Origin of the sequence: Streptomyces sp. NPDC048643, assembly GCF_040650615.1 — a bacterium.
GTDB lineage: Bacteria > Actinomycetota > Actinomycetes > Streptomycetales > Streptomycetaceae > Streptomyces.
Genome location: NZ_JBEZHO010000030.1, coordinates 59711 through 72753, shown reverse-complemented (window position 1 = coordinate 72753; position 13043 = coordinate 59711). Strand labels below are relative to the sequence as shown.

At 71.9% G+C, this 13043-nt stretch carries 12 protein-coding genes; 7 read left to right on the top strand and 5 right to left on the bottom strand.

From position 1 onward, the window contains the following. The first annotated feature begins 19 nt into the window (after positions 1 to 19). Genes AB0C62_RS26605 through AB0C62_RS26595 form a run of 3 tightly spaced genes read left to right on the top strand, consistent with a single transcriptional unit; the run spans position 20 to position 2534 of the window. Positions 20 to 1153: an ABC transporter ATP-binding protein gene (locus AB0C62_RS26605; protein ID WP_362977200.1), complete on the top strand. Its 1134-nt coding sequence runs from the start codon at positions 20 to 22 to the stop codon at positions 1151 to 1153. Further along, positions 1153 to 1863 carry an ABC transporter permease subunit gene (locus tag AB0C62_RS26600; protein WP_362977198.1) on the top strand — a complete coding sequence of 237 codons (711 nt, stop codon included), beginning with the start codon at positions 1153 to 1155 and terminating at the stop codon, positions 1861 to 1863. Before AB0C62_RS26605 ends, AB0C62_RS26600 begins: the two co-directional genes overlap by 1 nt. Then, the gene (locus AB0C62_RS26595; protein WP_362977196.1) at positions 1860 to 2534 is read left to right on the top strand and encodes an ABC transporter permease; all 675 of its coding nucleotides are present in this window, start codon (positions 1860 to 1862) and stop codon (positions 2532 to 2534) included. Before AB0C62_RS26600 ends, AB0C62_RS26595 begins: the two co-directional genes overlap by 4 nt. Before the next feature lie 69 nt (positions 2535 to 2603). On the opposite strand, the gene AB0C62_RS26590 is transcribed toward AB0C62_RS26595, so the two are convergent. The 4 genes from AB0C62_RS26590 to AB0C62_RS26575 are packed head-to-tail and all read right to left on the bottom strand — an operon-like array spanning position 2604 to position 6702. Next, on the bottom strand, positions 2604 to 3131 hold the full coding sequence (locus AB0C62_RS26590) for an ATP/GTP-binding protein (protein ID WP_241539967.1): 528 nt from the start codon (positions 3129 to 3131) through the stop codon (positions 2604 to 2606). Positions 3132 to 3165: 34 nt separating this feature from the next. Beyond that, positions 3166 to 3597: a DUF742 domain-containing protein gene (locus AB0C62_RS26585; protein ID WP_362977194.1), complete on the bottom strand. Its 432-nt coding sequence runs from the start codon at positions 3595 to 3597 to the stop codon at positions 3166 to 3168. Between the two features lie 55 nt (positions 3598 to 3652). Continuing rightward, positions 3653 to 4126, bottom strand: coding sequence for a roadblock/LC7 domain-containing protein (locus tag AB0C62_RS26580; protein ID WP_356173911.1), 474 nt, complete (start codon positions 4124 to 4126; stop codon positions 3653 to 3655). 2 nt (positions 4127 to 4128) lie between these two features. After that, a complete protein-coding gene (locus tag AB0C62_RS26575) occupies positions 4129 to 6702 on the bottom strand; it encodes an ATP-binding protein (RefSeq protein WP_362977192.1) in 2574 nt (857 codons plus the stop codon). A 332-nt stretch (positions 6703 to 7034) separates the two neighbouring features. Here AB0C62_RS26575 and AB0C62_RS26570 point away from each other — a divergent pair, with 332 nt between their 5' ends. Continuing rightward, the gene (locus AB0C62_RS26570; RefSeq protein ID WP_362977190.1) at positions 7035 to 7994 is read left to right on the top strand and encodes an ABC transporter substrate-binding protein; all 960 of its coding nucleotides are present in this window, start codon (positions 7035 to 7037) and stop codon (positions 7992 to 7994) included. A gap of 101 nt (positions 7995 to 8095) precedes the next feature. After that, positions 8096 to 9781, top strand: coding sequence for an aromatic amino acid ammonia-lyase (locus AB0C62_RS26565; RefSeq protein WP_362977188.1), 1686 nt, complete (start codon positions 8096 to 8098; stop codon positions 9779 to 9781). A 194-nt stretch (positions 9782 to 9975) separates the two neighbouring features. Here the strand turns inward: AB0C62_RS26565 and AB0C62_RS26560 are convergent, their stop codons facing one another. Further along, positions 9976 to 11460 (bottom strand): MFS transporter, encoded by a 1485-nt coding sequence (locus AB0C62_RS26560; RefSeq protein WP_362977186.1) that lies wholly within the window; start codon positions 11458 to 11460, stop codon positions 9976 to 9978. 324 nt (positions 11461 to 11784) lie between these two features. On the opposite strand from AB0C62_RS26560, the gene AB0C62_RS26555 reads away from it, so the two are divergent. Then, positions 11785 to 12363, top strand: coding sequence for a helix-turn-helix domain-containing protein (locus tag AB0C62_RS26555; RefSeq protein ID WP_362977184.1), 579 nt, complete (start codon positions 11785 to 11787; stop codon positions 12361 to 12363). Positions 12364 to 12566: 203 nt separating this feature from the next. Continuing rightward, complete coding sequence (locus AB0C62_RS26550; protein ID WP_362977182.1) at positions 12567 to 13001, top strand: PAS domain S-box protein; 435 nt, start codon at positions 12567 to 12569, stop codon at positions 12999 to 13001. Positions 13002 to 13043: the final 42 nt, after the last annotated feature.

Here is a 13043-nt window from a genome sequence, read left to right as displayed (position 1 = left end):
CCCCGAAGGGTTTCGACGCTTGATAGCCATCGAAGATGTCAGCAAGCGATACGCAGACGGCACGGTGGCCGTCGATCGCCTGTCCCTCCAGATACCGAACCACTCCATCACCGTCCTCGTGGGACCCTCGGGCTGTGGCAAGACGACCACGCTCCGCATGATCAACCGCATGGTCGAGCCGAGCAGCGGCACGATCCGGGTCGACGGCGAGGACATCACGCGGCAGCCGGTCAACGCCCTGCGCCGCTCCATGGGTTACGTCATCCAGAACGCCGGTCTCTTCCAGCACCGGACGATCCTCGACAACATCGCCACCGTGCCCCGGCTGCTGGGCTGGTCCAAGCAGCGCGCCCGGGACCGCGCGGCGGAGCTCATGGAGCGGGTCGGCCTCGACCCGGGCATGGCCCGCCGCTACCCGTACCAGCTCTCCGGCGGCCAGCAGCAGCGTGTCGGTGTCGCCCGCGCGCTCGCCGCCGATCCGCCCATCCTGCTCATGGACGAGCCGTTCTCCGCGGTCGACCCGGTCGTCCGCAAGGGACTGCAGGAGGAGTTGCTCCGCATCCAGGGCGAACTGGGCAAGGCCATCGTCTTCGTCACGCACGACATGGACGAGGCGATCACGATCGGTGATCGCATCGCCGTACTGCGCACCGGCGGCAAGCTCGCCCAGTTCGCCGCGCCCGACGAGATCCTGTCGGCACCCGCCGACCCGTTCGTCGAGCAGTTCCTCGGCGCGGACCGGGGCATCCGCGGGCTGTCGTTCCTGTCCACCCGCGATCTAGAACTCGACCGCTCCCGGGTCGTGCCCGTCGGTTCCGAGGCGCGGGAGGCCGCCGGTCGCGGCACGGCGCAGGAGCCGGTGCTGGTGACCGACGCGGGCGGCAAGCCGCTCGGCTGGGCACCGCCCGCCTGGAACGGCGAGACGGAGACGCTCGAACCCCACGGGCAGAGCTTCGAGGTGGGCCGGGACTCGCTGCGCGTCGCGCTCGACCGGGCCGTGCTGTCGCCGACCGGCCGCGCCGTCGGCGTCGACGGCTCGGGGCAGGTGCTCGGTGTCGCCGGGCAGGAGACGATCGCCGCGGCGATCCGCGTGGCCCGGCAGCGCACGGCCAGGGACGCCACGCAGGACGCCGCACCGGCGAAGGCCCTGTGATGAACGGCTTCTTCGACATACCGAGCGACCTCCAGCACAGCTATGCGGGCCTCATCGGCATCCACATGCAGGAGGCGCTGATCCCGGTCCTCGTCGGTCTGCTGCTCGCGCTGCCGATCGGGCTGCTGTGCGTGCACTACGACTGGCTGTACCCGCCGGTGCTGTGGACCTCCACGGTGCTGTACGCGATCCCTTCGATCGCCTTCTTCGTGGTGCTCATCGACTCCACCGGGCTGACCCAGCTCACCGTGATGATCCCGCTGTGCCTGTACAGCCTGGTCGTGCTCGTGCCGGCGGTCGTCGACGGCATCCGTTCGGTTCCCGAGGAGACGAACGCGGCCGCCGCGGCGATGGGCATCGGGCCGGTGCGCCGCTACTTCCAGGTCCAACTGCCCATCGCCGTCCCCGCGATCATGGCGGGGCTGCGGGTGGCCACGGCCTCCAGCATCAGCCTGGTGAGCGTCGGTTCGCTGATCGGCAACCAGGGCGCGCTGGGCAACCTGCTGACCACCGCGATGCTCTACCACCGTCCGCGGCTCGCGGTGACCTCGGTGGTCACCACCGCCGTGCTGGCGATCGTGGTCGACGCGCTGCTGGTCCTGCTGCGGCGCCTCCTCACCCCGTGGGAGCCCCCGTCAGGCCGTGCCGCCCGGCGTCCCGCGGCAACGCTCGAGGACCCGGCGGTCCGCACTCCGGAGGCCGTGTCGTGAACGTACTCACCTTCATGCAGTCGTTCTTCAGCGACGGCGCCCACTGGCACGGTTACGACGGCATTCCGCAGCGCGTGTGGGAGCACCTGCAGTACACGGCGGGCGCCCTCGCGATCGCGGCGGCGATCGGCCTGCCGGTCGGTCTGGTCACCGGGCACACCGCGCGCGGCGGCAACGCGCTCGCGTTCGTGTCCGCGGGTGCCCGCGCGCTGCCGACCTTCGGTCTTCTGGTGCTGATGTTCGTGTGGCTGGGGCTCGGGATCGTGCCGGTGATGATCCCGCTCGTGGTGCTGGCGATCCCGCCGATCCTCATCACCACCTACGAGGCCGTCCGCACCGTGGACCCCTCCCCCGTGGACGCCGCCCGGGGCATGGGCATGCAGGAGTCGAAGATCCTGTTCCAGGTCGAGGTCCCGGCGGCGCTGCCGCTGATCCTCAGCGGACTGCGCTCGGCGACGATCCAGATCGTGTCGACCGCGACGATCGCGGCCTACGTGTCCCTCGGCGGGGTCGGCCGCTACATCCTGGACGGCCTGTACCAGCGGGACTACGAGAAGGTCGTCGGCGGGGCCGCCCTCACGGCGGTCCTGGCGCTGCTCGTCCTCATGCTGTTCTGGGCCGTGGGCCGGGTGGCCGTCTCTCCCGGAGTACGCAGGCGCCGGTCCGCCTGAGGGCCGTCGCGACGGCGGAGGTGGGGAGGGCCCGAGGGCCCTCCCCGCCTCCGCGTCGTGCCGTCCGCCTCAGCGTTGTGCCGTGGCCAGGGCGTGTTCGAGGACGACGAGCAGCGCGTCGCGCACGGAGCCCCGTTCGCGGGCGTCGAACACGGTCAGCGGCACGTGGTCGGCGACGTCGAGCGCCCACCGTACGTCGTCCAGATCGTGTTCGAGCCGGCCGTCGAAGGCGTTGACGGCGACGGCGAAGGGGATCTGGCGGTGCTCGAAGTAGTCGACGGCGGCATAGCAGTCGTCGAGCCGCCGGGTGTCGACGATGACGAGTCCGCCGAGCGCGCCCTCGACGAGGTCGTCCCACATGAAGCCGAAGCGTTCCTGGCCGGGGGTGCCGAACAGGTAGAGCTTGAGCGTGGGGTCGAGCGTCACGCAGCCGAAGTCCATGGCGACGGTCGTCGTCACCTTCTCCGGCGTGTGGGAGAGGTCGTCGACGCCGGCGGCGACCGAGGTGATGGACGCCTCGGTGGTGAGCGGTTCGATCTCGGAGATGGCACCCACCGTGGTGGTCTTGCCCACGCCGAAGCCGCCCGCGATCACCATCTTCACCGGCAGCGGCGGCCGGGGCCGCTCGTCGTCAGCCCTCACGGATCGCTCCCCGGGAGTCGGGGACAGCTCGGAGACCATCGATAACCCTTCGCAATACGGAGACATCGCGGTTGGAGTGGGCCTGGGGTAGGTACAGGGCCAGTTGGCCGTCGGCGCGCAGATCGTCGGCGAGGACCCGGATCACGTTGAGGTGCATCCGGAGTTTCGCCGCGATCTCCGCGAGGGACTGCGGCTCACGGCAGACCGCGATGATGTCGCGGTGCTGGTCGAAGACGAACGCGTCGAGTGCGGCCAGTCCCACCTCGGTGGCCACGACCTGCGTCTCGATCGGGATCGGCGGGACGAGGCTGTCGCCGCCGGCGATCCGTCCCGCGGTCAGCAGGAACGGCCGGACGACCGAGGCGGGCCGCTCGGCCCCCCACTCGGCGTCGCCGCCGGCCCGTGGCTCGCCGGACGTCATCACGTCCTCCCCTTCACCCAGTGCCGTCACCGGTCGTGCGACGACGCCTCGGACGTCATCCGGCCGGGGCGATGCCCACGGTGTTCTTCAGTTCCATGACCAACTGCGGGCTCAGTACCGCGCCCGCCCGGTTGGCGAACAGGGTCATCTCGTAGGCGATGTTGCCGAGCTTCGCCTCCTTCGACGCCACCACGCCGAGCACCGCTCCGGCGCCGAGGGCGGACACCAGGACGTGTCCTTCCTCCAGGTCGATGATGACCTTGTTGAGCCCGCCGAGGCCGTAGTTCCCGGAGGCGCCCATGGCCAGGCTGGTGATGCCGGAGACGATCGCCGCGAGGCGCTCGGAGTCGGCCTGGCCGCGCAGTTGGGAGACGGCTATGAGCAGTCCGTCGGAGGAGACTCCGATGACGTCGACGACCCCGGCCGTCTCGGTGGCGAACCGGTTGAGCAGCCAGTTGAAGTCGGCAGCGGCGGCCTTCACGTCCGTCTCGGGCTCCGCGGTTCGGGACTCCGGCCCGCCTGTCCACATGGTCACGTGCTCATGCCTTCCGGGGAAGAGGGTCTTCTGTTCAGGGTGTCGGAGCCGGCGGGTCCGCCGGGTCCGTCGTCGGGGCGGAACGCCCAGACCGGGTGTTCCCCGGTCTCGCTCTCGCGCTGGGCGCGCTGCACGGCTGCCTCGAACTCGTCGAGTTCGGAGCGTGCCGCCTCGGCGTCCGTGGGCTGCCAGGAGGGTGGTCTGCGGTGGGTGACGGCTTCCCGGGTCTTGGGCAGCCGCGTGGACGCCGTGGTGGCCGACAGGGTCGCCCCGCGCACCCGGCGGCGCAGCGGACCGGCCTCGCCGGGCCGTGCCGGTGGGGCGGGGGCCGTGGGTCCCGGAACCGCGTCGGCTCCGGTGCCGGCCCGGACCCCGCCGTGGGTCATGGCGTGCTCGGCGCCGGGGCCCGTCGCGGGTTCGGCGCGGCGGGCGTGGCCGGCGGGCTCGGCGGGCCGGGGCCGGGCGGGCACCCGGCGGGGCAGTCCGGCGGGTCCGGGCGGCGACTCGACCTGCGCGGGACGCGGTTCGGCCGGACCCGGGTGGCGTGCCGGCGGCATCATGCGCGGGGCGCGCGGAGCGGACCTGCCGGGGTCGCCGGACACCAGGTGGGAGGCGGGGATCGCGACGGTGGCCGTGACGCCGCCTCCCGGGGTGCGGGACAGGACGACCTCGATGCCCCAGCGCCGGGAGAGACCGCCGACCACGAACAGGCCGAGGACCTCCGTCGGCGCGAGGTCGAGCCGCTCACGGCGGATCAGGCGGGCGTTCTCCTGCTCCAGCCGCTCGGGGCTCATGCCGAGACCGTGGTCGACGATCTCGACGAGCGCGCCGCCCCCGTCGTGCCGGGGGCGCAGGACGACCTCGACGCCGCTGCTCGCCGGGGAGAACATGACGGCGTTCTCCAGGAGTTCGGCGAGCATCAGGGTCAGGTCGCCGATGATGTCGGGGACGACGGTGACGTCGCCCTCGGCGTGCGGGGTGACACGCTGGTAGCCCTCGATCTGGCCGAGCGAGGCGCGGACGATGTTGCTGAGCCGCATCGGTTCGGTGGTGAGGCCGGTCTCGCTGATGCCGGCCAGCAGCATGAGGCTGTCGGCGTTGCGCTGGAGCCGGACGGCGATGTGGTCGATGCGGTAGAGGCGGTCGAGCACCTCGGGGTCGGTCTCGCCGCGCTCCACCGAGTCGATCAGGGCGAGTTGGCGTGCCGTCAGGTTGCTGACGCGGCGCCCCACGTTGCCGAACATCTCGGCGATGTTGCGCCGGCTGACGACCTGGCGTTCCAGCAGGGCGGTCGCGGTGACCTGGACCTGGTTGAAGGCTTCGGCCAGTTCGCCGATCTCGTCGCGCACCGGCACGGGCACGGCCTCCAGCCGCGGCGGGCTCGCGTCGTCGGCGTCGTCGTCCGCGACCCGGGCGAGTTCGGTGCGGGCCGCGCCGGCCACGTGCTGGGCGGCCGCGGTGAGGGATCGTACGGTGCGCACCACGGAGCGGCGGGCCAGCACGGAGAAGAGCATCCAGGCGGCGAAGGCGAGGAGGCTGCCGGCGACCAGCCAGGCCACCCGCCACCAGGCGTCGTGGGACGCGGACTGGGCGTCCGCGGCGATCTCGCCGATGAGCGACTGGACGATCTTCAGGCGGTTCCCGGCCTGTCGTTCGTAGGTGGGGTCGGCGCGCAGCGCGTCGCCGAGCGCGGCCCGCAGCTGGGCCGGTGTCTCGGCGACCAGGGCGCTCGGGTCGACCTGGAGGGCGGCCCAGTGCTGGCTGATGACGCTCTGGTACGGGCTGCGTTCGATCCCGGCGAGGGCGGTGCTCTGGTCCTGGCTCGCGAACCGGGTGAACCGCTCGGCCTGGTAGGAGTACTGGTCGTAGTCGCCGACGGCGCCGGTGAACTCGATGAGCGCGTTGGAGTCGCGGGTCCGGGCCGCGAAGACGCTGGTCTCGAAGGAGGCGTGGGCGGTGTCGGCGCGCAGCAGGGCGTCGAGCAGGTTGGCCGCGGTCGAGCCGGACTCGCCGCCCGACAGTCCGAGGCCGAGGCCGTTGATGAGGCCCTCGATCACCGATCCGTAGGCGGGGTCGATGTTGTCGGCGGGGATCGGGCCCTGCTCGACGGTCTTGCGGAGGCTGTCCAGGCCCTCCAGTTCCTTCAGTGCCTGGGCCTCGGCGTCGGGCAGCCGGTCGCCGTAGGCGGTGCGGACGGCGGCGATACGGGTGCCGACCTCCTGCTGCGCGTCGAGGTAGGAGGTGGTGTCCTGCGCGCCCTTCGAGGATCCGCCCGCCTCGTGGCGCAGGGAGACGAGCAGCGCCTGCCGGTGCTCCGTCTGTACGGCGTCGATGAGTTTGGTCACCTGGGCGCTGTCGCGGACGAGCTGGGCGGTGTCGGCCGCCGAGCGGGCCTTGTCGATCTCGCCGTACACGACATAGGCGATCATCGCGGAGATGACGGCGAGCGGCACGATCACCAGGACGTTGAGTTTCCGGCGAAAGGGCCAGCGGTCCAGCGGGGATGGTGTCCGGCCGATCGGAAGAGCCGTGGACGGCTGCCCCGAGGCGGCTTTTCTGTGCGCGGGCACCCAACCTCCTTGACTTCATTCCCCGTTGGAAGCCTTTTGGCAGGCCTGCATGGATCAGTGGTCACGACAGCGCGCTCGGGCCGACAAGTGGAAGGGGGCCCTCGACGCGGCCAACCCTAGCGGCTGGCGCAAGAGTACGGCCATGATCAACCAAAAAGTGACATGCGGTGACGCCGGATTCGCGCGCATATTGATCGCGATGCGCCTACGCGGCGAAGCTGTACGGTCCCCACCAGTGATCTATTCGTGTCTTGACGTTTCTCGCGTTGGCTCGATTGGATCGTCTGGACTGTCAAGACCCGCGCCCACGCCCCACCCGATGCCAAGTCTGGATGACCAACGTGACCATCGCCAGAAGTTCCCGAACGTCCGCAACGTACGCTGCCACCCTGCTGGTTGTGGCCGCGGCCGCACTGACGGGCTGCGGTTCCTCCGACGACTCCGGCACGTCCGACCCGCTGAAGGGTGACGCCGCCAAGGGCGGTACGGTCGTCGTCGGCTCCAACAACTTCCCCGAGAGCATCCTGCTCGCCGACATCTACGGCGAGGCCCTCAAGTCCAAGGGGATCAAGGTCAGTTACAAGCTGAACATCGGCAGCCGCGAGACCACGTACGGCCTGATCAAGAACGGCACGATCACCGTCCTGCCGGAGTACAACGGCGCGCTGCTCGCCTACCTCGACGCGAAGGCCACCCCGAAGACCGTCGAGGAGACCAGCACGGCCATCACGGCCAAGCTCGACTCCAAGCTGAGCCTGCTGACGCCGTCCAAGGCCGAGGACAAGGACGCGATAGCGGTCAACGAGGCCACGGCGAAGAAGTACAGCCTGACGGACAAGTCGACCATCTCCGACCTCGCCGACTCGGCGAAGGACCTGGTGATCGGCGGCTCGCCGGAGTTCCAGACCCGCCAGCAGGGTCTGAAGGGACTGAAGTCCGTATACGGCCTCGATTTCAAGAACTTCAAGGCGCTGGACGCCGGTGGCCCGCTCACCGTGGCGGCCCTGAAGGGGAACAACATCCAGGCCGCGGACATCTTCTCGACGGACCCCGGAATCAGCAAGAACAAGTTCGTCGTGCTCCAGGACCCGAAGAGTCTCTTCGGTTTCGAGAACGTGACGCCGCTGACATACAAGAAGGGTCTCCCGAAGGCGGGAATCGCCGTTCTCAACGACGTCTCGGCGAAGCTCGACACGGAAACCCTGGTGTCGCTCAACGGCCAGGTGCAGAACGACAGCAAGGACCCGCTGGACGTGGCGAAGTCCTGGCTGTCCTCGGCCGGACTCAGCTGACGCGCAGGCCGTCGGCCGATTGACGGATGCCGGGGGCCGGGGCGGTCGGGACACCCCGGCCCCCGGCCTTCCGACGGCGTACGGAGGAGTGAACGCCCGTCATGCTCAAGCGCACGGCCGACGCGGCCGAAGCAGCCACGGCCCTCGCGGACGCGGGCGGCGGGGACATCGCCCTCGCACCCGAGAGCGGCCCGCCGGTCGCCCGCGCGGGCAGGGCCCCCGGCGCCGGGGAGACGGACCCTCCCGGACCGGCCCGGAACACCCTGCCGCCCGGAGCCGCTCTCGACGGCCGGGGACTCGACGCGACGACGGTGGCCTCGGTCGCCGACGGGGCCCCGCCTCCCCCGCCGCACCCCGCGGCACTGAAGGCGATGGAACACACCAGGCGTGCCGCACGGCGGTTGGCCGCCGAGGGCGCCCGGGTCTACGGGCGCAGCACCGGCGTCGGCGCGCACCGGGGCCTCGCCGTCGAGGAGTCCGACGGCGCGGGTCACGACCTGCGGCTGCTGCTGAGCCACGCGGGAGGCGTCGGCGCTCCGCTGCCCGCCCGCGAGGTCCGCGCCATGATGCTGGTGCGCGCCAACCAGCTCCTCGCCGGCGGATCGGGGCTCGGCCCCGAGATCGCGGTGGCCGTCACGGACGCGCTCCGGGCGGAGGTCCACCCCCGGGTGCCGGAGTACGGGTCCGTGGGCACCGGGGATCTGACCGCCCTGGCCGAGCTGGGGCTGGCCCTGTTCGGGCACGGCACCTGGAATCGGGACCGGGCGGACGCCGGGGACGTCCTCCCCGCGAGCCTTCCGGTCCGCCGGGGTGACGCGCTGGCCCTGCTCAGCAGCAACGCCCTCACCCTCGGCCAGTCCGCGCTCGCCTGCCACGACCTGGGCGTCCTGCTGAGCGCCGCCCACGTGGTGGCCGCGCTCTCGCTGCTCGCGGTGGACGCGTCCATGGAGCCGTACGCACCCGAGGTCCACGCCGCCCATCCGCACCCGGCGATCCAGGGGGCGGCGGCCCGGGTCCGGGAACTGCTCGGCACCGGCGAGGCCCCGGGTGCGGTGCCACAGCAGCCCCCGAGCGGCACGTCCCGGGTGCAGGACTCCTATGGCTTCCGGTGCTTCCCGCAGGCCCACGGTCCGGCGACCGAGGCGTGGGAGGGCCTGGAGCGGGTGCTGTCGATCGACCTCAACTCCGCCACCGAGAACCCCCTGATCGGCTGGGACGCGGTCACGGGCGCACCGGTCGCGCTGCATCACGGCGGCTTCTTCACCGCGCCGCTCACGCTCGCGCTCGATCGGCTGGGTCTCGCCGTGCTCGGCACCGCCCGCCTCTCCGCGGCTCGGCTGTCCGGCCTCGGCCGACCCGAACTGACCGGTCTGCGCTCCTACTTGGCCGACACGTCCTCGGCCGGGTCGGGAATGATGATCCTGGAGTACAGCGCCGCTTCCGCGCTCGCCGAGCTCCAGCTCTGCGCCACTCCGGCCGCGCTCGGGCACGTGGTGCTGTCCCAGGGGATGGAGGAGGCGGCGACCTTCGCGACCCAGGCCGCCCGCACGTCGCTGCGGCTGGCCCAGGCGTACCGGCTGGTCCTCGGGTGCGAACTCGTGTCCGCCGTACGGGCGTTGCGGCTACGGGGCAGCGCGCCGCGCCCGGAGACGGTGGCGGGCGGCCTGGCCTACGCCCGCGCGGCCGCGGAGCTGGACCCCGAGATGCGGGACCGTCCCCTCACGGACGACGTGACCACCGCGGCGGCGCTGCTCGACGAGTTCGCCGGTCTCACCACCGCCCGCTGAGGGAACCTGCGTTCAGGCTCGGAGCGGCTCTGCCCGGGGGGGCGCACAGGAGGTCGGTCCTGCGACCCACCCCGCGCCCAGCACCGTGCGGGGGCCGGTCTCGCGACTCGACCCCCGCACGGTCCTGGGCGCTCGCGGCCCGGTCCACGGCACGACGCCTCACCAGGCGGGTGCGCCGGGGACCGGCCCCGCGGTCAGCTCCGGGCGCCCGGGGCGACGACCTCTGTCCGCGCCTGCTCCCCTGCCCGGGCGGCCGAACCGACGCCGGCGCGCCGGGTGTCCCCCGAGGCGCGCGGGCCCGAGAGGCGTGCGGTGCGCCGGGCCGGCACGAGGAGCGCGGCCAGGGCGGCGGCCAGGCAGAGCAGCGCGAGCAGGGTGAACCCGTGGGTGTACCCGGACTCGTACGGCAGGCCCGAGGACTGGAGGTGCCCCGTCACCAGGACGCTCGTCACGGCCGCGCCGATGGAACCGCCGATGGTGCGGATGTTGGCGTTCATCCCGGTCGCGGCGCCGGTCTGTTCGGCCGGGACGCTGCCGACGATGAGGTTGGCCATGGAGGCGAAGGCAAGGCCGATGCCGAGGCCGAACACGCCTGCCGCGAGGGCGACCTGCCACTGCCGGTCGTGCCACAGGGCGAGGATCGCGCACGCGACCGCGCCGAGCGTGGCACCGGCGACCAGCAACTTCTTCGCGCCGAGGACGGGTTCGAGGCGGCCGCTGAGCACGCCGGAGCAGAACATCGCGAGCAGCATCGGCAGCATGAGCAGTCCGGCCGCGGTCACGCTCGCGCCGAAGCCGTAGCCCGCGGACTCCGGGGTCTGGACGAAGCCGGGAAGGAAGGACCAGATCGCGTACATGCCCGCGCCGAACAGCAGCGCGGCGGTGTTGGTGGTCCACACGGCGGGCAGCCGCATGATGCGCAGGTCGATGAGCGGGCTGGCGGACCGTGCCTCGGAGGCCAGCCAGACGGCGAAGAGCAGGACGGCGGCGGCGAACAGACCGATCACCCGGCCCGACCCCCAGCCCCACTGTCCGGCCTGGCTGAGGGGCAGCAGCAGCGCGACCAGCCAGCCCGAGAGCAGGACGGCGCCGAGCCAGTTGACGCGGCCCGCGGCCCGTCGGGGCGACTCGGGGACGTAGCGCAGGGCGATCAGCGCGGTCACCGCGACGATGCCGACGGGGATCCAGAACAGCCAGCGGTAGTCGAGCGCGCTCACGATCGGGCCGGCCGCCACCATGCCGACTCCGCCGCCCGCGGCGATCACGGCGGACAGGTTGCTGATGCTGCCGCTGACCTGGGAGGCGGCGAACTCGTCACGGATGATGCCGAAGGACAGCGGGAAGAGCGCGCCACCGATGCCCTGCACCACGCGGGCGACGATGAGTACGCCGATGGTGGGCGCGAGCGCGGCGAGCAGACATCCGGCCAGGACGGCGACGAGGACCGCGACCATGGTCCGCTTCTTGCCGATGAGGTCGCCGACCCTTCCGAGGATCGGCGTGAAGATCGAGGCGGACAGCAGGTACGCGGTCATCACCCAGGTCGCGGTGGACTGCGAGGTGTGCAGCGCGTGCTGGACGGTCGGCAGGGCCGGCGCGATCAGCGACTGCAGCATGGAGAACACGCCGGCACCGGTCGCGAGGACCGCGAAGGTGAGGCGGGTGGACGTGCGGGGCATGAAGAGCCTCTCCGGACAGGTTGCGGCCGAGGTCGTCGGGCCACGGTCGTACGGGACGGGCGGGGCGCCGGGCGGCGCCCGGGCACACCGGCGACCGCGACGGCGGGTCGCGCGAAGAGATACGAGGAGATACGTCGGGGTGGGCGGGCGCCGTGCGTCGTCGCACGGCCCGCCGGGGTCGTGGGCCGGGGCAGGTGCACGTCGGCGTCGCGTGCGGCCGCACGCGGCCGACGCCGGACGCACCCCGGCTGTTAAAGTGGAGGTACCCCTCCACTGTAGCGGAGGCATACCTCCGCTTCAACCCGATCCAGCCGGGAGGCAGCAGTGACGGCAGAGCCGTACCCCGTCAGCGAGATCGTCGCGTCCCGCCGTCCGCACCGGAAGGACGCCGCCCGCAACTACGACGCTCTGCTGGCCGCCGCCCGTGAGGCGTTCGCGGAGAAGGGCGCCGAGGCGTCCCTGGAGGACGTGGCCCGTCGTGCGGGCGTCGGCATCGGCACGCTGTACCGGAACTTCCCCACCCGCCGCCACCTCTTCGAGAGCGTCTACGCGGGCGAGGTCGACGACCTGTGCCGGGTCGCCGAGGAGGTCTCCGGCCTGGAGCCGTGGGAGGCACTGACGTCCTGGCTGCGGCGCTTCGTGGACTACACGGTCACCAAGCGGGCCATCCGGGAGGCACTGAACGACGAGTCCGAGATCTTCCTGGCCTGCCGCGACTCGATGTACGCGGCGGGCGGACCGCTCTTCGAGCGGGCCCAGAAGGCCGGCGAGGCCCGGACCGACATGAACTTCGACGACCTGCTGCGCATGATCGCCGGTATCACCGCCACGAACTTCCTGGACGACGCCCAGCGCGACCGCGTCCTGTCGGTGGCGCTCGACGGGGTGCGGGCACCGGCCTGACCGGAGACGAACACGTCCGCCGCCCGGTGACGGACGACGGACCGGCTCGACAGCGCCTTCGAACGGCCGAGCCGGGCCGCTTCCGCGCTCCCCCGTCCTCCGCAGCGGGAGCCGACGGGAACGGAAGGGAGCCGACGACCAGGCTCTCCGCAGACTGGATTCTGTATACTGTCGCCACCAAATGGCCCCGAACCGGAGGCGACATGGCAGAGCTGGATCCCCGAGTGGTGCTGGGAATGGCGGACCATGCGCCCGACGGTGTGGTGATCATCGACCGGGAAGGCCTGATCCGGTACTGGAACAGAGGGGCCGAGCGCATCTTCGGCTTCTCGGCGGCCGAGGTGGACGGCGGCAGTCTCGACGTCATCATTCCGGAGAAGCACCGCCGTCGGCACTGGGAGGGCTTCGACACCGCCGTGGAGCGAGGGACCACCAAGTACGGTGACGCCGACCTCCTGACCGTGCCCGCGCTGGCGTCGGACGGCCGGACCCTGTCCATCGAGTTCAGCGTCGTGCTGCTGACCGGGGACGACGGCGCCCCGTACGTCGGCGCGGTCGTCCGGGACGTCACCGCCCGGCGGGCCCGGGAGAGGGAGCTGATGCGGCGGCGGGCCGAGACGGACCGTACGGCCGTGTGATCCGCACGACGGCCCTCCCGCACACGGGACATCACGAAGTGC

Bases quoted from the DNA above. Each gene is read 5' to 3' on its own strand.
- AB0C62_RS26600 (WP_362977198.1), top strand. From the start codon at position 1,153: ATGAACGGCTTCTTCGACATACCGAGCGACCTCCAGCACAGCTATGCG.
- AB0C62_RS26590 (WP_241539967.1), bottom strand. From the start codon at position 3,131: ATGGTGATCGCGGGCGGCTTCGGCGTGGGCAAGACCACCACGGTGGGT.
- AB0C62_RS26585 (WP_362977194.1), bottom strand. From the start codon at position 3,597: ATGACGTCCGGCGAGCCACGGGCCGGCGGCGACGCCGAGTGGGGGGCC.
- AB0C62_RS26580 (WP_356173911.1), bottom strand. From the start codon at position 4,126: ATGTGGACAGGCGGGCCGGAGTCCCGAACCGCGGAGCCCGAGACGGAC.
- AB0C62_RS26570 (WP_362977190.1), top strand. From the start codon at position 7,035: ATGACCAACGTGACCATCGCCAGAAGTTCCCGAACGTCCGCAACGTAC.
- AB0C62_RS26565 (WP_362977188.1), top strand. From the start codon at position 8,096: ATGCTCAAGCGCACGGCCGACGCGGCCGAAGCAGCCACGGCCCTCGCG.
- AB0C62_RS26560 (WP_362977186.1), bottom strand. From the start codon at position 11,460: ATGCCCCGCACGTCCACCCGCCTCACCTTCGCGGTCCTCGCGACCGGT.
- AB0C62_RS26550 (WP_362977182.1), top strand. From the start codon at position 12,567: ATGGCAGAGCTGGATCCCCGAGTGGTGCTGGGAATGGCGGACCATGCG.